General features: G+C 67.1%; 20 protein-coding genes. 6 read left to right on the forward strand and 14 right to left on the reverse strand.

What is annotated here, in order from left to right; genetic code table 11:
* Positions 1-3 precede the first annotated feature (3 nt).
* On the forward strand, positions 4-516 hold the full coding sequence (locus NMQ11_RS08160) for a DUF5804 family protein (RefSeq protein ID WP_255167027.1): 513 nt from the start codon (positions 4-6) through the stop codon (positions 514-516).
* Entirely contained in the window at positions 513-1,358 is an 846-nt protein-coding gene (locus tag NMQ11_RS08165; protein WP_255167028.1) for an alpha/beta fold hydrolase, read from the forward strand. Before NMQ11_RS08160 ends, NMQ11_RS08165 begins: the two co-directional genes overlap by 4 nt.
* Before the next feature lie 117 nt (positions 1,359-1,475).
* Here the strand turns inward: NMQ11_RS08165 and NMQ11_RS08170 are convergent, their stop codons facing one another.
* A complete protein-coding gene (locus tag NMQ11_RS08170) occupies positions 1,476-2,465 on the reverse strand; it encodes a PLP-dependent cysteine synthase family protein (protein WP_255167029.1) in 990 nt (329 codons plus the stop codon).
* A 412-nt stretch (positions 2,466-2,877) separates the two neighbouring features.
* Here NMQ11_RS08170 and NMQ11_RS08175 point away from each other — a divergent pair, with 412 nt between their 5' ends.
* Positions 2,878-3,258, forward strand: a complete 381-nt coding sequence (locus NMQ11_RS08175; RefSeq protein WP_255167030.1) for a TlpA family protein disulfide reductase — start codon at positions 2,878-2,880, stop codon at positions 3,256-3,258.
* 145 nt (positions 3,259-3,403) lie between these two features.
* On the opposite strand, the gene NMQ11_RS08180 is transcribed toward NMQ11_RS08175, so the two are convergent.
* The 9 genes from NMQ11_RS08180 to NMQ11_RS08220 all read right to left on the reverse strand — a co-directional run bounded on the left by NMQ11_RS08180 (position 3,404) and on the right by NMQ11_RS08220 (position 13,595).
* Complete coding sequence (locus NMQ11_RS08180) at positions 3,404-3,598, reverse strand: cold-shock protein (RefSeq protein ID WP_255167031.1); 195 nt, start codon at positions 3,596-3,598, stop codon at positions 3,404-3,406.
* 127 nt (positions 3,599-3,725) lie between these two features.
* Complete coding sequence (locus NMQ11_RS08185; RefSeq protein WP_255167033.1) at positions 3,726-3,965, reverse strand: hypothetical protein; 240 nt, start codon at positions 3,963-3,965, stop codon at positions 3,726-3,728.
* 90 nt (positions 3,966-4,055) lie between these two features.
* Positions 4,056-6,185, reverse strand: coding sequence for a thioredoxin domain-containing protein (locus tag NMQ11_RS08190; RefSeq protein WP_255167034.1), 2,130 nt, complete (start codon positions 6,183-6,185; stop codon positions 4,056-4,058).
* Positions 6,186-6,308: 123 nt separating this feature from the next.
* On the reverse strand, positions 6,309-9,035 hold the full coding sequence (gene acnA / locus NMQ11_RS08195) for an aconitate hydratase AcnA (RefSeq protein ID WP_255167041.1): 2,727 nt from the start codon (positions 9,033-9,035) through the stop codon (positions 6,309-6,311).
* A 99-nt stretch (positions 9,036-9,134) separates the two neighbouring features.
* Positions 9,135-9,668 carry a dihydrofolate reductase gene (locus tag NMQ11_RS08200; protein ID WP_255167044.1) on the reverse strand — a complete coding sequence of 178 codons (534 nt, stop codon included), beginning with the start codon at positions 9,666-9,668 and terminating at the stop codon, positions 9,135-9,137.
* Positions 9,665-10,702 (reverse strand): thymidylate synthase, encoded by a 1,038-nt coding sequence (gene thyA, locus NMQ11_RS08205; RefSeq protein ID WP_255167046.1) that lies wholly within the window; start codon positions 10,700-10,702, stop codon positions 9,665-9,667. Before thyA ends, NMQ11_RS08200 begins: the two co-directional genes overlap by 4 nt.
* A gap of 70 nt (positions 10,703-10,772) precedes the next feature.
* A complete protein-coding gene (locus tag NMQ11_RS08210; RefSeq protein WP_255167048.1) occupies positions 10,773-11,165 on the reverse strand; it encodes a type II toxin-antitoxin system VapC family toxin in 393 nt (130 codons plus the stop codon).
* On the reverse strand, positions 11,162-11,407 hold the full coding sequence (locus tag NMQ11_RS08215; protein ID WP_255167049.1) for an antitoxin VapB family protein: 246 nt from the start codon (positions 11,405-11,407) through the stop codon (positions 11,162-11,164). Before NMQ11_RS08215 ends, NMQ11_RS08210 begins: the two co-directional genes overlap by 4 nt.
* Positions 11,408-11,570: 163 nt before the next feature.
* Positions 11,571-13,595, reverse strand: coding sequence for a prolyl oligopeptidase family serine peptidase (locus tag NMQ11_RS08220; protein WP_255167050.1), 2,025 nt, complete (start codon positions 13,593-13,595; stop codon positions 11,571-11,573).
* Between the two features lie 26 nt (positions 13,596-13,621).
* Here NMQ11_RS08220 and NMQ11_RS08225 point away from each other — a divergent pair, with 26 nt between their 5' ends.
* From NMQ11_RS08225 to NMQ11_RS08235, 3 genes are all read left to right on the forward strand, one after another.
* On the forward strand, positions 13,622-13,753 hold the full coding sequence (locus tag NMQ11_RS08225; protein ID WP_255167051.1) for a hypothetical protein: 132 nt from the start codon (positions 13,622-13,624) through the stop codon (positions 13,751-13,753).
* 167 nt (positions 13,754-13,920) lie between these two features.
* Complete coding sequence (gene purD / locus NMQ11_RS08230) at positions 13,921-15,210, forward strand: phosphoribosylamine--glycine ligase (protein WP_255167053.1); 1,290 nt, start codon at positions 13,921-13,923, stop codon at positions 15,208-15,210.
* An 80-nt stretch (positions 15,211-15,290) separates the two neighbouring features.
* Positions 15,291-15,821 (forward strand): acyltransferase, encoded by a 531-nt coding sequence (locus tag NMQ11_RS08235; RefSeq protein ID WP_255167056.1) that lies wholly within the window; start codon positions 15,291-15,293, stop codon positions 15,819-15,821.
* A 17-nt stretch (positions 15,822-15,838) separates the two neighbouring features.
* Here NMQ11_RS08235 and NMQ11_RS08240 read toward each other — a convergent pair whose 3' ends face one another.
* The 4 genes from NMQ11_RS08240 to NMQ11_RS08255 all read right to left on the reverse strand — a co-directional run bounded on the left by NMQ11_RS08240 (position 15,839) and on the right by NMQ11_RS08255 (position 17,926).
* Positions 15,839-16,114 carry a hypothetical protein gene (locus tag NMQ11_RS08240; protein WP_255167057.1) on the reverse strand — a complete coding sequence of 92 codons (276 nt, stop codon included), beginning with the start codon at positions 16,112-16,114 and terminating at the stop codon, positions 15,839-15,841.
* A 42-nt stretch (positions 16,115-16,156) separates the two neighbouring features.
* Positions 16,157-16,666: a hypothetical protein gene (locus tag NMQ11_RS08245; RefSeq protein WP_255167058.1), complete on the reverse strand. Its 510-nt coding sequence runs from the start codon at positions 16,664-16,666 to the stop codon at positions 16,157-16,159.
* A gap of 78 nt (positions 16,667-16,744) precedes the next feature.
* On the reverse strand, positions 16,745-17,221 hold the full coding sequence (locus tag NMQ11_RS08250) for a DUF3995 domain-containing protein (RefSeq protein ID WP_255167059.1): 477 nt from the start codon (positions 17,219-17,221) through the stop codon (positions 16,745-16,747).
* 129 nt (positions 17,222-17,350) lie between these two features.
* Positions 17,351-17,926 (reverse strand): small multi-drug export protein, encoded by a 576-nt coding sequence (locus NMQ11_RS08255; protein ID WP_255167061.1) that lies wholly within the window; start codon positions 17,924-17,926, stop codon positions 17,351-17,353.
* Between the last annotated feature and the right edge of the window lie 8 nt (positions 17,927-17,934).

Below are 17,934 nucleotides of genomic sequence, written 5' to 3' on the forward strand. Positions count from 1 at the left end.
ACAGTGACCCGCGTCTGTCTCGTCGGCGCGCCCGAGGTGAACCTCCAGTACGAACTCCTCTCGCGGGAGACCTCCCGCGAGGCGCTCGCGACCTACGACCTCGAGCGCCCCTTCGAGAACTCGCTCTCGCTGCGAACCGTCAGCGTCGGCGCGGCGGTCTCGCTGTTGAACGACCTCCAGTGGTACCTCGTGCGGTTCGTCGACGACGTGCTGGTTCAGGAGCCGAGCGTCTCGGAGACGGAGTGGCTCTCTCGGGGACTCGCGGAGGCGCTGCGAAACGGCGAGCTCGAGCCCGGAGAAACGGGCGAGTTCTGCAAGGTGTACGGCCTCGAGGCCGACGAACCCGAGTCGTCGGCTGACGACGCCGACGACCACCCGGTCACGACGGTGACCGCACCCCGTCTGGTCGAACCGCTGTACGTCCGCCGGACCGGAGGCGAGGTGCCCGACTACGACCTCCGGGACGTCGAGGAGACGCTGGTCGTCCGGCTCACCGAAGCCGAGTTCTCGCCGTGACCGGCGGCACCGGCGCGACGACGATCGACGGCTGTCGGATCGCCTACAGGCGGGCGGGTACCGGGGGGCCGCCGGTCGTCCTCTTACACGGCGGGGGGATCGACGACGCGACCCTCTCGTGGTACCACGCGATCGACGCACTGGCCGACGAGCACCGGGTGTACGCCCCCGATTGGCCCGGCTACGGCGACAGCGAGGACGCCCTCCCCCACTCGATCGCGAGCTACGTCTCCGTCCTCGAGTCGTTTCTCGACGGCGTCGGCCACGAGCGCGCGTCGCTCGTCGGACTCTCGATGGGCGGCGCGGCGGCGCTCGGACTGGCCCTCGAGGACCCCTCGCGCGTCGAGCGCCTGGGTCTGGTCGGCAGCTACGGCCTCGGAGCGCGGCTCTCCGCGGGCTCGTTCTGGCGCGCACTCGCGTCCGTGCCGGGCGCGAACGCGGTCGGCTGGGCGGCGCTCGGAACGTCGACGGCGGCGACCCGGTTCGGCCTGGCGTCGGTGGTCGCCGACGCCTCGAACCTCGACGACGAGTTCGTGAGTGCGGTTCGATCGCGGGCGGGACGGCCGGGGGCCGGGCGCGCATTCGAAGCGTTCCAGCGCCACGAACTCGCGGCCGACGGCACGACGCGCACCGACTTCAGCGGTGAGCTCGAGTCGCTTGCGGCGCCGACGCTGCTCGTCCACGGCGGGGTCGACCCCCTGTTTCCAGTCGCCTGGTCCCGTCGGGCGGCCGCGGCGATCCCGGACGCGCGCCTCGAGGTGCTCGAAGACTGCGGTCACTGGGTGCCACGGGAGCGACCGCAGCGCTTCAACGAAATCTTGCGAACGTTTCTCACGGAGTGAGCCCGACGCTCGACCGGTTCCCACGAACTGGGACGGACACTGACGGGTGTTACTCCGGTGAAACGGATTGCAACGGTCGGCAACAGCATCCCTCTGTCGTCCGACTCGCCCCTCTCGTCAGTCGAACAGCCCGGTCGAGAGGTAGCGTTCGCCGCTGTCCCAGAAGACGGTGACGACCAGCGGGCAGTCGTCGACCGCGGGTTCGCCGCCGTCGGTTTTCGTCTCTCCGACCGCGCCGAACCGGCTCTCGAGGACGTCGGGCACCTCCGGGCAGTGCAACTCGGGTCTGGCGATGCGCTCGGCGACGCGCCGCGAGACGAGGCTCGTCGCGCCGCTCGACTGCCCCACGAGGACTCCCTCCTCGCGGGCCAGGCGCCGACACTCGGCTTCCGCGTCCTCGAGGGCGACCGTCTGGACCTCGTCGATCAGGTCGGTGTCGAGGTTGTCGCTGACGAACCCCGGCCCCATCCCCTGGAACTCGTCCTCGCCCGCCTCGCCCGTCGAAAGGACGGGGTTGCGGGCGGGCTCGACGGCGACGATCTCCACCGCCGGGAACTCCTCGCGGAGGCGACGGCCGACGCCCGAGAGCGTGCCGCCGGTGCCGACGCCGGCGACGAAGGCGTCGACCTCGCGCTCGCCGACCTGCTCGACGATCTCCTCGCCGGTGGTCCGGTAGTGGGCCTCGGGGTTCGCCGGGTTCTCGAACTGGCCCAACTGGACGGCTCCCTCGGCTTCGATCTCGTCTGCGCGCTCGCGAGCTGCCTCCATGTTCCCCTCGACCAGCTCGAGGTCGGCGCCGTACGCCGCCATGATCCGCCGGCGTTCCTCGGACTTCGAGGCCGGCATGACGATCGTGAGATCGTAGTCCCGCGCCGCACAGACGAGCGCGAGGCCGATCCCGGTGTTGCCGCTCGTCGGTTCGACGATCCGGTCGCCGGGCTCGAGCCTGCCGTCGCGTTCGGCCGCGCGAACCATCGCCATCGCGGGTCGGTCCTTGGCTGATCCGCCGGGGTTGAACGACTCGAGTTTGGCAGCGATCGTCGCTCCCTCCGGCGAGTTCACCTGGACCAGCGGCGAGCCGATGGTGTCCAGGATGCTTCCGTTCATCGCTCGAGGGTTGGGAGTGGAGACGTAAACGACTGCTGGACGTCGGCAGGACGTGCCGGTGTCGGTCGCTCGCCCCGTCCGGTGGTCGGTTCGGTCGACTGGCGGTACCCGATCATACCCCGTCGACGACGCCCCGTCTTATCACTACCAAGGGGGTAGATCGGGGCGCTCGAGGCTTATGGCCCGCATAATAAGGTAGGAACCCGTGTACGTTTTACGTGTATCCCTACCGGACACGGATTCACAACGACACACCACCACCATCACCATCTTGTCACCGTCCATCCGGTCGGTGGGGATCACCGATTCCACCGTTTTTTTACTCCCCGAGCACCGCGGCCGAGAGCCGCGGCGGGCGGCTACATCGGCCGTCTCCAAACAGTATAAATCGATCGCGGCGCAACCCGTGCGTATGAGTCTCGAGACGATGCGTCCGAACCCGACCTGGGATGCCCCCTCCTACGAGGACACCGTCGACACGCTCGCAGCCCACCGCGACGAACTCCGATATGCGATCTGGGGCGGCGACTGGTGTACGGACTGCCGGTCTCTGTTACCTGACTTCGGCGCGGCCCTCGAGGCCGCCGAGATCCCCGACGACCGCATCGAGGAGATTCCGGTCGACCAGGACAAGCAGGGCCCCAAAGTCGAGGAGTACGACGTCGAGTACATTCCGACGATCGTCGTCGAGGACGACGAGGGCAACGAGGTCGCCCGCTTCGTCGAGAGCGAGCCCCTCCCACCGGCGATCTACCTCGGCGAGGAGATCGAGGCGGCGCTCGAGTCGGCATAGGGACTGTTATCGTAGCCGCTTCGCTGTGAGTAGTGTGTAACCCGTTTCAGTTGTTACGCCGATCGAGAGCGCATCTGCTCGGTCGTCCGAGTCCTATAAATAAAATCGTCGTTCAGGGTCGCCGCGAGGCGACAGTGAAACCAGATCAGTTGCGGACGACGTTCGTCGCGCGCGGGCCCTTGGGGGCCTGTTCGATGTCGAATTCGATATCTGTGCCTTCTTCGAGGTCCGGGCCGCCGACGTCCTCCATGTGGAAGAATACGTCATCGTCCGCGTCGTCCGTCGAAATGAAACCGTAGCCGCCTGTGTCGTTGAAGAAATCAACCGTACCGTTTGCCATTACGAACGAACGTAGTGCCAGTACACGGATAACACTTCCGAGGGTCGTGGTACCACGATGTCGCCCCCTCTGGTACGTCTTCCCGGTCGTTCGAGCGACGTCACCACGAGTGTCCGTGCACCGCTTGTCAGCTGTCGAATGAGTCCTCGCGCTGTTCGTAGATTACCGTCAGCGACCCGGTCGACTGGCGTCCCGTCGCCTCGCGGATCGCCGCGAACTGCTGGAGCGCCTCGTCAGAGGCGGTATCCTCCCCTAGAGAGTCCCGCAACTCCTCACGCAGTGTATCGTACGCCGCTTCTGCGAGGAGTCGAACCGCGTACGCGTCGCTCTTTGATTCGACTTCGAAGGTGGCTTCGTATCGAGACATACGTGTACAGTGGGTGCTCCAGCGGCAAAGTACTGAGTACCGCAGACTCACCTCAGTCCTGAATCCGAATTTCGTCCGTTCCAGTGACCGCTATCGTTCTCCGAGCCACTCGAGCGCCTCCCCGACCTCGTGAACCGGCGGCGAGCACGTCCGATCCCGGCAGACGTACAGCGTCGGCTCGCCGTCCCTCGCCTCCCGGCCGGCCCAGATCGGCGGCGCCGACTCGAGGTCCAACTCCGCGAGCCAGGACTCGAGTCCCGCCTCCGTCGGCGGTCGCGGCGCGAACAGCCGGTCGGGCTGGTAGCGCTCGCCGAACGCCGCCCGCCACTCGCGCGGAACTTCGTCTGCGGCGATGGTGACCTCGAGCGGCCCCGCCTCGAGACGATCCGCGGCGAGACAGAGCGAGGTGTGTTGGAGCGGGTTCGCGTCGAGGCGGTTCGCGTGGGTCTCGAGGACGGATTCGACGATGCCCTCGAAGTCACTCCCGGTGAACGAGTCGAGCGCGAGCAGGACCTCGAGGGCGACCCCCATCGAGGAGGGCGTCGAACTGTCGTCGAGTTCCTGGGGTCGGGTCACCAACGACTCGCCGCTCTCGGGCGTGAAGTACAGCGTTCTCCGCTCCGGGTCCCAGAACTCCTCTTCGATGAGGCGAGCGAGCTCGGTGGCGAACGCGAGGTGGGAGACGTCGCCGGTGGCCTCGTAGCAGTCGAACGCGCCGCGGGCGAGGAAGGCGTAGTCCTCGAGATACCCCCGGATCGCCACGTCTCCGTCTTTGTACCGCCGCGAGAGCTGCGACTCACCGGCGTCCCACAGGTGGTCGCGAACGAACTCGAGGGCGTCCACCGCGGCCTCGGCGTAGGCGTCCTCGTCCAGCACGACCGCCGCCTCGGCGAACGCCGAGATCATCAGCCCGTTCCAGCCCGCGAGCACCTTTTCGTCCCGCCGTGGCCGAGGCCGTTTCTCGCGGGCCTCGAACAGCCGCCCGCGGGCTGCTTCGAGTCGCTCTTCGACCTCGTGCTCCTCGAGGTCGAACTCCGCTGTCAGTTCGGAAATCGAGGCGTCGAGGTTCGGCTGGTTCCTGCCCTCGAAGTTGCCCGACTCCGTAACGTCGTAGCGAGCACAGAACAGCTCGGCGTCGGTCTCGTCCTCGAGTACGTCCCGAACCTCTTCCGGCGTCCAGACGAAGAACGCGCCCTCTTCGCGCTCGCCCGTTTCGGGGTCCTCGCTCTGGGCGTCGAGCGTGCTGAAGAACCCACCATCGTCGTGGGTCAGCTCGCGGGAGACGAACTCGAGTGTTTCCTCGACAGCCCTCGCGTATCGCGCCTCGCCGGTGAGCTGGTAGCCCGCGAGCAGCGCCCGCGGAATCTCGGCGTTGTCGTACAGCATCTTCTCGAAGTGGGGGACCGTCCAGTCGCGGTCGACGCAGTAGCGGTGGAAGCCGCCGCCGACGTGGTCGTAGAGGCCGCCGTCGACCATCGCGTCGAGCGACTCGCTGACGACCTCGAGATACGCCTCCCGGCCCGTCCGCTGGTACGCTCGCCCGAGCAGGTGGAGTCTGGCTGGCTGGGGGAACTTCGGTCCGTCCGTCCCGAAGCCGCCGTATTTGCGGTCCGAACTCCGCAGGGCAGCCTCCGCAGCCGACTCGAGCACTTCGCCCGTCGGCGGCTCTGGGGCCCCCACCGTGTCGGGTGTTTCCTCGAGGCGATCCCGCGCCGCGGCGGTCCACTGCTCGGCCCGGTTCTCGACCTCCTCGCGGTCGTTTTCCCAGGAGTTTTGGATGTTCTCGAGGATCTCGAGGAAGCCGGGCATTCCCCGCTTCGAGCGTTTGGGGAAGTAGGTCCCGACGTAGAACGGTTTGCCCTGGGGTGTGAGCCAGGCGGAGAGGGGCCAGCCGCCCCGCCCCGTCACCAGCTGGCAGACGGTCATGTAGATGCTGTCCACGTCCGGGCGCTCCTCCCGGTCGACCTTGATGGGGACGAAGCCCTCGTTCAGCACCTCGGCGACCTCCTCGTCGGCGAAGCTCTCCTCTTCCATCACGTGACACCAGTGACACGCCGAGTAGCCGATCGAGAGGAAGATCGGCCGGTCGAGTTCGCGGGCGGCCTCGAGCGCCGCCTCGTCCCAGGGCTGCCAGTTGACGGGATTGTCCGCGTGCTGGCGCAGATAGGGACTCTGTTCGTCCTCGAGGCGGTTTCTGGCGGTGGGATCGCTCGCGGTCATAGGCGCGTCTACGGCCGGGCCGTGTAAAAGGTCAGTGTGGATGTCTCCCCACGACAGACGGCGCGTCGATTTTTGGAAGCTGTCCGCCTCGAAATATCGCGCCTTTTCGAGTTCGTGACGATCCTATTCCGTCAGCAGCCGCCGGAGCACGAGGTGGAGCACGCCGCCGTTCTCGATATACTCGACCGCTGCGGGGGTGCCCACCTGCGCGGTCACGTCGAATTGGGTGACCTCGCCGTCCTCGTCCTCGGCGACGACCGTGAGTTCGTCGTTGGGCTCGAGGCCGTCCTCGAGCCCGCGAATCTCGAACACCTCGCTGCCGTCGAGGCCGAGTTCCTCCCAGCCGTCGCCCTCCTCGAACTGCAGGGGCAGGACGCCCATGCCGACGAGGTTGTCGCGGTAAATTCGCTCGTAGCTCTGACCGATCGTCGCGCGGATGCCGAGCAGGGACGTCCCTTTGGCGGCCCAGTCGCGACTCGAGCCGGTGCCGAGTTCGACGCCGGCCATCACGATCAGCGGGGTGTCCTCCTCGCGGTAGCGCTCTGCGGCCTCGAACACCGTCGTCTCTTCATCCGTCGGGTGGTGAACCGTGTAGCCGCCCTCCTTCCCGTCGAGCATCTCGTTCTGGATGCGGACGTTCGCGAACGTCCCGCGCATCATGACCTCGTGGTTCCCGCGCCGGGAGCCGTAGGTGTTGAACTCGTAGGGTTCGACGCCCTGGGCGGCGAGCCACCTTCCTGCGGGCAGGGCCTCGCTGAACGGTCCCGCGGGGCTGATGTGGTCCGTGGTGACGGTGTCGCCGAGGGTCATGAGACAGCGCGCGTTCGCGATGTCCTCGACGCCGGGTTCCTCGAGGGGGAAGTCCTTGAAAAAGGGCGGCTCGCGGATGTACGTCGAGTCCGAATCCCACTCGTAGACGTCACCCTCGGGAGCGTCCAGCGCCTCCCAGCGCTCGTCGCCCTCGAAGACGCTGGCGTACTTCTCCTCGAACATTTCCGGGGAGACGCTCTCGTGGATGGTCTGGCGCACTTCTTCGGGGTCCGGCCAGACGTCCTCGAGGTAGACCGCCTCGCCCTCGTCGTTGGTGCCGATCGGCTCGTTCTCGAGGTCGATGTCCATCTTGCCCGCGAGGCCGTAAGCGACCACGAGCGGCGGACTTGCGAGGTAGTTCGCGCGGATTTTCGGATGGATGCGCGCCTCGAAGTTGCGGTTCCCCGAGAGGACGCTGGTCGTCCAGAGGTCGTGCTCGTCGATGGCGGCCTCGATCGGTTCGGCGAGCGGGCCGGCGTTGCCGATGCAGGTCGTACAGCCGTAGCCGACGACGTGGTAGCCAAGCGCCTCTAAGTCGTCCAGCAGGTCGGCCTGTTTCAGATACTCCGTGACGACCTTGCTACCCGGTGCGAGGCTGGTCTTGACGTACTCCGGTACCTCGAGGCCCTGCTCCGCGGCGTTGCGAGCCAGTAGGCCCGCGGCGACCATCACGGAGGGGTTCGAGGTGTTCGTACAGGACGTGATGGCGCTCACGAGCACGCTGCCGTGGCCGATTTCGACTTCGGTGCCGTCCTCGAGTTCGACGGGAACTTTGTCGCCGAGGCCGGGCTGTTCCTTCGAGACGAGGCCGCCGTCGCTCTCGGCCGCACCGGAGTCGATGACGCCCTCCTCCTCGAGCAGCGTCGGAAAGTGCTCGTCTAAGTCGCCCATCGGAATGCGGGCGTGGGGCTTCTTGTGGCCCGCGAGGCTGGGCTCGACGGTGCCGAGGTCGAACTCCACTTCCTCGGTGAACTCGGGGTCGTGATCGCCGAAGAGGCCCTGGGCCTCGAGGTACTCGCGGACGAGTTCGATGTGATCGTCCTCGCGGCCGGTAAGCTCGAGGTAGTCGAGGGTCGCCTCGTCGACGGGGAACATGCTGATGGTCGAGCCCTGCTCGGGGGCCATGTTGGCGATGGTGGCCCGATCAGCCACCGACAGCTGGGAGACGCCGGGACCGTAGAACTCGACGAACTTGTCGACGACGCCGACCTGGCGGAGCTTCTCGGTGATGTGGAGCACGAGGTCGGTCGCGGTCGCGCCCTCGGGGAGTTCGCCTGTCAGCTTGACGCCCACGACTTCGGGGAGGGTCATCGTGATCGGCTGGCCGAGCAGCGCGGCTTCGGCTTCGATGCCACCGACACCCCAGCCGACGACGCCGATGCCGCCGATCATCGGGGTGTGGCTGTCGGTGCCGACGAGGGTGTCGGGCAGCAGCCACTGCTCGCCCGCTTCCTCGCGGGCGTGAACGACCCGGCCGAGGTGCTCTAAGTTGACCTGGTGGACGATTCCCGTTCCCGGCGGGACGACGTTGAACCCGTCGAAGGCCTGCTGGGCCCACTTGATCGCGCGGTAGCGTTCCTCGTTGCGCTCGTACTCGAGTTCCACGTTCTGCTCGTAGGCGTCCTCGCTGCCGAAGTAGTCGACCTGAACGCTGTGGTCGATCACGAGGTCGCAGGGGACCTCGGGTTCGACGATCGTCGGGTCCTCGCCGGCGCGGTCGGCGGCCGAGCGCAGGGCGGCCAGGTCGACCACCGCGGGGACGCCGGTCAGGTCCTGCAGCACCACGCGGGAGGGCTGGAAGGGAACCTCCACGTCCGGTACGTTCGGCTCCCAGGAAGCCGCGTTCTTCACGTCCTGTGCGGAAATCGTCTCGCCATCAGCGTTTCGAAGGACTGCCTCGAGAAGAATCCGAACGCTCACGGGCAGCTTCTCGAGGTCGCAGAGTCCCTGCTCCTCGAGGACCGTGAGATCGGCCATCTTGTACGTCTCGCCGTCGTGTTCGAACTCCCGGATCGCCTCCGAGAACTCTTCAATTGCCATATGTATGAATCGAACCGGGGGGATTTGAACCCCTCGAGAACGCCCCGGAACGGGAATATTGCCGGAAAGCGTGCGAGTTTGTGTCGGAGGTTCGGGATGCTACGTCGTTCGGACGTACTCGAGGAACGCGAACCCGTCGCGTTCGTCCCGCGAGACCTCCTCCCACGTCCGACCCGCCCGATCCCACTCGGGGAAGCGCGTATCGCCAGGGGGGTTGTCGTGAATTTCGGTGACGACGAGGCGATCCATTGCCGGCAGGAACTGTTCGTAGACTGTCGCACCCCCCGCGACGAACGCTCGTTTCGTCCCCCCGTGGCGCTCTTCGGCCGCTTGCTCTGCGAGTGTGAGCGCCTCCTCGAGTCCGTTCGCCACGACGACGCTGCCGTCGTCGGGGGTCTCGAGTTCCCGGCTCGTCAGCACGACCGTCGTCCGCCCCGGGAGCGGTTCGCCCAGCGCCTCGAGAATGCCCTCGTAGGTCACCCGGCCCATGATCACCGGGTGGTCCATCGTCTGCTCCTTGAAGTGCGCCAGGTCCTCGGGGACGTGCCAGGGCATCCCGCCGTCGTTTCCGATCACGCCGTTTTCGGCGACGGCGACGATCCCGACGAGTTCGAGGTCGGTCTCGAGGCTCATTCTGCGACCGAGAACCGCAGGCCCCCGTGGGAGTCGTAGCCGGTGAGAGAAACGTCCTCGGCGCTGAACTCGTCGATCGTCGTCTCCGCGAGCTCGAGGGTCGGCCGCGCCTTCGGTTCCCGAGACAGTTGTTCGAGCAGGCCGGGGACGTGATCCAGCCGCTCGTCGCCCTCGGTCTCGGCGGGAGCGGTCGACTCGAGCCACTCGCGGGCCTCGAGGTACTCGGCGGGCTCGGTCGCGTCGGCGAGGCGGGACTGCAACTCCGGGAGATTGTCGGCGTACCACTCCCCGCGAGCGCCGCGGCCGCAGTAGACGTGGGCGTCGACGACCGTGTGGGCGAAGCTGCCGGGCTCGAGATCGACCTGCTGGGCGACGAGTTTCGTCAGCAGTGCGTAGGCCGCGATGTTGAACGGGATGCCGAGCGCCACGTCGCCCGAGCGCTGGGTGAGGTGGCAGTTCAGCCGGTCGCCCTGGACGTTAAAGACGAACGAGTAGTGGCAGGGCGGCAGCGTCGACACCGCGGCGTTGGCGGGGTGCCAGGCGTTGACGACGAGCCGGCGGGAGTTCGGCGAATCCGAGAGCGTGTCGATCACGTACTGGAGCTGGTCGAACGTGAGCGAGCCGTCTGCCTCCTCGGCGACCCACCGGTGGACGGCGTCGGGCCAGGACTCGCCCTCGAGTCGCCCTCCCTCGGCTCCTCCATCTCCACTCTCCGCCGGGACCGGGTATCGTCGCCAGAATCGGCCGTAGGCGGTGTCGAGACGGCCTTCTTCGTCGGCCCATGCGTTCCAGATTTTCGTCTCCTCGCGCAGGCCGCGGATATGTTCGTCGCCCGAAAGGTACCACTCGAGCTCGTGGAGCATGGAGTTCCAGCGGTAACCGTCCATCTTCTTGGTGGTGAGCAGCGGGAACCCGCGCTCGAGGTCGATCTCGTAGTGCTGGCTGAACGACGAGATCGTATCCACCCCCGTCCGGTTCGGCTTGTACGCGCCCGCAGAGAGGACGCCGTCGACGAGCTCGAGGTACTGTCGCATTGCCACCCGTTTCGCGTGCTCACCCTTAGGCGTTGAGTTCGAACCTCGACCCACGTTCGACGGCGCTGAATCAGTACGACTCGATGTCCAGCCCGTCGATTCGTTCGAAGTGATCGACGTTCCTCGTGAGCACCGGCACCTCGTTGACGAGCGCCGTCGCGCCGATGATCGTGTCGCCGATCCCGATCGCTCGACCGTCGGCGGTCAGCCGTCCATCGATTCGTCCGGCTTTCTTCATTACCGGACCGTCGGCAGGGTACACCGGTCTCGATTCGAGCACCGTCTCGATGCGCCGTCGCCGTTCCCCGGGGTTCTCGATCCGTTCGACGCTGTGATAGAGTTCGAACTGCGATACGGCAGAGATTCGAAGCGGCACGTGTTGACTCTCGAGAGCCCGGATCTTCTCGATGGCACGTTCAGTACCCTGCATGACGTCGATGAGGACGTCAGTATCGACGATCACGAGTCTATTCGGTCCGCGAGTTCGTCGAGACCCTCGCGCGATCGTTCGTCCTGCTCGCGAATCTTCTGACGGATCGTCTCGGCTTCTTCGTCGGTGAGGATGCCGGCGAGGTCGAGCAACGACCGTTCACCAGCGATCCGCTCGACGGTATCCGAGAACGACTCTCCCGCTTGCTTTCGGCTTTTGAGCCGCTGGTAGGCGTCCTCCGTAAGTCGAACGTTTCGATACTCGGTGTCGCCCATGCGCACATATGTGTGCAGCGTGGCCTTAACTGTTGTGCGGGAGGCGGTGCAACCACTTTGATCCGATAATCACTCCCACCGTTATCGCCACGCGTCTGTGAACGGTCGACGACTACGGGTGCGGTTGACGGTCGCCGCTGTTCTCCTTTTGAGCCGACTGCAGCTACGGCTCGACGTACTCGAGCCCGAGCCGGTCGAAGAGGAACGACCAGGTGTCGAGCGCCTCCTCGACGATCATCCAGGTCGGTTTGCCGACGCCGTGACCGGTGTCTCGGTTCGTCGCACAGAGGATCGGCTCCGTACTCGTATTCAGGTGCTGGAGGCGTGCGGCGGTCTTCCAGGCGTGGACCGGGTGGACGCGCGTATCTCCCTCCGCGGTCTTGAACAGGACCGCGGGGTAGTCGCGCGCCTCGAGATTGTGATAGGGCGAGTACTCGTAGATCCAGTCGAACGCATCGGGGTCCTCGGGCGAGCCGTACTCCGAGGTCCAGGACTCACCGAGCAACAGGGTGTGAAACCGGAGCATGTCGAGCAGCGGGACGTGACAGCAGACCGCGCGTACGAGGTCCGGACGCTGGGTCAGCACGACACCGACGGTGAGCCCGCCGTTCGAGCCGCCCTGGATCGCGAGGCGGCCGCTCGAGGTGTACCCTTCGTCGATCAGGTGTTCGGCAGCGGCGATCATGTCGTCAAAGGTGCGCTGTTTACGGTCGTGACGGGCCGCCTCGTGCCACTCCGTACCGAACTCGCCGCCCCCGCGGAGGTTCGCCTGGGCGTAGACACCGCCCGAGCGCAGGAACGCCGCGCGGGTCGCCGAGAAGCCGGGCGTCTGGCTGATCTCGAAGCCGCCGTAGCCGTACAGCAGGGTCGGGTTACTCCCGTCGCGTTCGAGGTCCGCGCGGTGGACGACGAACATCGGCACCTCGGTGCCGTCGGCCGAGTGGTACCACACCTGCTCGACCGTGAGCTCGAGGTCGACTCCCGGTTCCGAGCGCGCGAGTTCCTCGCGCTCGCCGCTCTCGAGGTCGTACCGATACACCGCAGGCGGCTGATCGAACGACTGGTAGGTGAAGAACGCCTCCGGTTCGTCCGGGTTTCCCGAGAGGCCAGCGACGGTGCCGAGGCCCGGAAGCGAGACGCTCCCTTCGTGGCCCCCCTCGAGGTCGAACACCTCGAGTTCGGAGACGGCGTTCCGTTCGTACTGGGCAACGAGGCTGTCCCCGGTCAGCGTCGCCCCCTTCAAAATCCCCTCGCGCTCGGGGACGACCTCCTCGAGGTCCCCGGGGTCGACCTCGCCGACCTCTCCCGACAGATCGAGCGAGAGCACTCTGTAGTAGGGGGCGTCGTGGTTCGTCCGGAGGTAGGCGGTGTCCTCGTGGAGCAGGGGCGTGTAGCGGTGTTCCGTCTCCGTAATTACGGGCGTCAGTTCGTCGTCGCCGACGGCGAGGTAGTACAGGTCGCTGCGCTCCCAGCCGGTGACGAGCGCGACGAGGAGGTGAGTCCCCTCTCGATCGGTCTCGAGCACCGGCCAGGTCGAGGGTTCGTCGATCTCGCACAGCCGGTCGTCCGTCTCGAGATCGGAGCCGAACTCGTGGTAGTGAATCGATTTTTGCAACTGTTCGCCGTCTTCGGGACTTCCCGTGCGGACGTAGTAGATCCCGTCCTCGACCCAGGCCGGCGGCCGCGCCCGGCCGAGATCCGGCAGCTCCTCGAGTACCTCCCCCGACTCGACGGAGAGGATGGTCACGTCGTACTGCTCGTCGCCGCCCTCGTTCCGGGCGTAGGCGAGTCGTTCCCCGTCGGGCGAAACGGACCACCACCCCATCGACGCGGTGCCGTCCCTGGTGAACTCGTTCGGATCGACGAGCGTCTCGCGCTCGTCCGCGAGCGACGGGCGGTGAGTGAGCACCGGCTGTTCGTCGTCAGCGGTTTCGATTTCCTGAAAGTAGCCCGTCGGAGCCGCCGCGATCGAGCCGTAGTCGGTCGTCCGCAGGACCGATTCGAACTCGGGGCGTAGCTTTTCGCGGACCTCGAGCGACTCGAGGTACGCTTCGGCGTGTTCGTTCTGGGCGTCGACCCAGTCGTCGACCGCCCCGCTCTCGTCCTCGAGCCACAGGTACGGATCGTCGATCGCCGTTCCGTGGCGCTCGTAGCTCGTGTCCTCCCGCTTCGTCGGCGGCGCGTTCATACCGGACCCGTTCGGATGACGCTCACATGAACCGTCGGGTCGGCGAACGTCCTGCCGCCTCGAGCGGCGATCGCCTCGCCAGCAGTCGCTCGAGCGCCACGCCCCAGTCGCGCCGACCGAAGGCGATCAGCGCGGCGGCGCCGACTGAAGGCGATTAGCGCGACGGCGCCGACCGATGTGATAGTAGCGGGAGGTCGGCGCAGCCGTCTACATCGTCGGTCCCGGATTCCACGAACGACCGCTGGCCACCGGTATCCACGAACGCGGATACTTCTCGCCCAGTCAAAGGATAACACTTACAGATTCGTGCGTTCCGCTAGCGACCATGCCAGAGACCGTACTCCTGATCGGCGGCGGCGGCCGCGAGCACGCTATCGCCCGCGCCCTGGAGGATAGCGAGGCAGACCTGTACGCCTGCGCCGGCAACCGAAACCCCGGCATCGCGCGGCTGGCGGCCGGGTTCGAGACGCTCGAGACGACCGACCCCGATGCGGTCGTCGCCTACGCCGACGAGGTGGGGGCGACGATCGCCGTCGTCGGCCCCGAGGCACCCCTCGCAGCGGGGGTCGCGGACGCCCTCGAGGAGGCCGGCGTCTACGCCTTCGGCCCCAAACAGGCCGACGCCAGGATCGAGACGGACAAGGCGTTCCAGCGCCGGTTCATGGCCGACAACGCGATTCCGGGCTGTCCGGACTTCGAGACGTTCGAGGATATGGACGCGGCGTGCGAGTTCGTCGACAGCTACGACGGCGACCTCGCGATCAAGCCCGCCGGCCTCACGGGCGGGAAAGGCGTGAAGGTCATCGGTGATCAGGTGACCGCAGCGGAGGGCAAGGAGTACATTCGGCAATCCGATTACGACCGGATCGTCCTCGAGGAACGGCTGATCGGCGAGGAGTTCACGATCCAGGCGCTCGTCGCTAACGGTTCGTTCGAAACCGCTCCCGCAGTGCAGGATCACAAGCGCGCCTACGAGGGCGACGAAGGGCCGAACACCGGCGGAATGGGATCGTACAGCGACGCGAGCTTCGAACTGCCGTTCATGACCCGCGAGGATTACACCGACGCCGTCGGCATCATCGAGGCGACCGTGGAGGCACTCGAGGACTACAGAGGGATTCTCTACGGCCAGTTCATGCTGACCGCGGAGGGCCCGAAGGTGATCGAGTTTAACGCCCGCTTCGGGGACCCCGAGGCGATGAACACCCTGCCGACCCTCGAGACCGACTTCCTCGACGTCCTGGTGGCGGCGCGGGACGGCGGCCCGGTGCCCGAACTCGAGTTCGCCGAGCGGGCGACGGTCTGTAAGTACGCCGTGCCGGAAGGGTATCCGACGGAGCCGAAAGCCGGGGCGAAAGTGCAAATCAGCGAGGAGAACGCCGGCGACGCGCTGCTCTACTACGCCAGCGTCGACGAGCGCGAGGACGGAATCTACACGACGACCTCGAGATCGTTCGCCGTCGTCGGGGTCGCCGAGACCATCGCTGACGCGGAGGAAATCGCCGAGGACGCCCTCGCCGTCGCGGGCGAGGAGGGGCTGCACGTGCGCCACGACATCGGGAAAGCGGCGCTGGTCCAGCAGCGCATCGACCACATCGAAGCGCTCCGGGGGTAGGCGGAGGGGCGGGCGCCCGGGTCCCGAACGCCCGGCCGCGTCGGCTGGTTTCTTATACGATCCCGACGAATTCCGTCGCAGTGACAGACGACGCCGACTCGAGACACGACCGCGTCACCGCCCACCCGACACCCGGCCGTGCGAACTCCCTGGCGTACTGGACAGACGCGAAACACCCCGTCCGGGTCGCGATCAACTACCTCGTCGTCTGGCTCGTTCGAATCTCGCCGAGCCTGCGGCTCAAGCGCCTGCTCCTCCGGCGACTCGGCGCCACCGTCGGCGAGGGGGTGTCGTGGGGGCTCGAGGCCACGCCGGACGTCTTCTGGCCGGAACTCATCACGGTCGAGGATCACGCCATCGTCGGCTACGACGCGACGATTCTGTGCCACGAGTTCCTCCAGGAGGAGTACCGCACCGGCGAGGTCGTCGTCGGCGAGCGGGCGATGATCGGCGCGGGGGCGATCATCCTGCCTGGCGTCGAAATCGGCGCGGACGCGAGCGTGGCGGCGAACTCGCTGGTCACCCGGGACGTGCCGCCGGGCGAAACCGTCGCGGGGGTGCCCGCCGAGCCGATGGGGAACGCCGGGAGCGAGGACGAGTCCTCGTCCTGACCGTTCGTTGCCTCGAGTCAGAAACCGAGGGAGCCGAACAGCCCGGGCGTCGCTACCGCGAGCGTGAACATGACTCCGGCGAGCCCGAGTTGCATCCCAGCGCTCCGGCGCAACTCCGCGCTTCGCCGCTCGAGGTCGCCGCCGACGAGAACCGGCGGCTCGTCGCCCGACCCCCTGAGGAGGGGGCCGTCTTCCGTCTCGGTGACGGTTCCCTGGACCGCGCCCTCGTCGCCCTCGCCGATCGCCGTCTCCTGGTAGCGATCCGGTGTGTGCGTCTTCCTGCCGAAGCTCACGGAGACCTCGAGGCCGCTCAGCAGTCCGCCATCGCCGACGAGTCAGAGTCGCTCGAGCAGTTTCGTCAGCGGATCGGGCTCTCCGAGACGAACCTCCGTCTCGGGCTCGGCGAGGTGGACGTTCGAGGCGTCGAACGGGTCGAAAACGCCGTTTTCTGCCCGGTCGGGCACCAGTTCGTCCCCGTCGACGCGAACGTACCGGCCGCCGTGGAGGACGCTGAACTCGCCGACGGCCAGCCCGCCGTCGGCGGTTCGCCAGCGCGTGCCACGATTCTGTCTGCCGCCCGTTCGCACCTTGCGGCGGACGCGCCAGGCGACGATCCGGGGCGAACCGGCCGCCTCGACCGCCTCCGCCGGCCGCTCTCGCTCGAGGGTCGCCGGCTCCACCACGTCGACGGGACCGTGGACCGTCGTCTCGCCGTCGGTTCGGCTACCGCGAGCTACGTCAGCGGCGATCCGTGACACCGTCCGGTACCGGCTGTAGTGTCTGTAGGTCTGATACAGCGCCCCGATTCCGATCAGACCGAACACCAGCGGGAGGAACGGTTCCATGTCCGAAATCGCGACTCTGGTGTGATGAATTCACGGAAATAATTAAAATTCTCCTACAGTACGGCCTCGAGACCGCCGCTACCGCGGGGCGTCGGATCGGCTGGCTCCCCGAGTTCGTCGGCGGAACCGCCACGCGGCGCCGCAGTACAGCGCGCCGCCGAGGAGCCACCAGGGATTCCAGAACAGGACGCGCCAGACGAGCGCCGGCCGATCCACCGCTCCCGGAACGTACGCGCCCGAGAGAACCAGCCCGTGCAGGACCATGTGTAGCCCGCCGTACGCCAGGAGCCCCAGGCCGATCAGCCAGACGCCCGCGAGCACCAGCCGTCGCGGAAGGATCTCTCGAGGGGACACGAGAGCCGCGAGGAGTGCCACGGGGACGAGTTTGAGAACGCCGGTGAGCCAGACCAGTCCGACGAACCACGGCTCGCGAGCCGCGGCCTGCTCTTCGACGCCGGACCCGAGCGTCGCCAGCCCGACCGTCCCACCGGCCGCCCAGTAGAAGCTCATCGCGGCGAAGACGACCCACCAGGCGCCGGCGATCCACAGCGGCACGGCTCGTGCCCGCTCAGTTGCTTCCCCAAGGTGGATTCGAGCCCGCACCGCGATCACCGCTGTCCGTACGTCGGAACGCACCATATAACGGGGGTGTCTCGACGCTCGCCGGCGGAGCGATACCCCGACTCAGAAAACCCACTCGAGCGCCGAGAGTCCGGCGACGGAGGCGACCGTGATCACGACGGTCCAGAGGGCGATGCTGCCGGTCATCCAGGCGAGCGTCGACCGTCCGCGCGCGCCGAGTCCGAGCGCGAGCACCGCGGCGAGGTGAACGCCGGTCAGAACCGGCGCGGCGAGCGCCAGGCCGGGGAGGCCGTAGGCGTTCCAGATTCGTTGCGCCCGCTTTCGGCGCTTCGAGGGCTCGCCGTCGCTTTCCCGGCGAGACTCGAGCCACGCCGAGAGCCGCTCGTAGCCGAGAACGATGCCGTAAATCGGGGCGACGTTGCCGGCGAAGGCGACGATGCCGACGAGAACCGGATCGAGACCGAGGCCGACGCCGATCGGGATCACGATGAGAATCTCGAGCAGCGGCGTCGCGGCGAGCGCGAAGACGAGGAGGTACTGCCAGGGGCCGCTCGCGGCGTCGATCCACTCGCGGGCCTGGCCCTCGAAGGCGAGCGGACCAGCGGCGAGTTCGGAGCCGCCGCTCAGTGCGACGAGAAGCGAGTCGACTGCCGACGAGGTGACGATGAGCGGGTCCATGAGGCGGG

The sequence above is a fragment of the Natrononativus amylolyticus genome, from assembly GCF_024362525.1.
GTDB classification, from domain to species: domain Archaea; phylum Halobacteriota; class Halobacteria; order Halobacteriales; family Natrialbaceae; genus Natrononativus; species Natrononativus amylolyticus.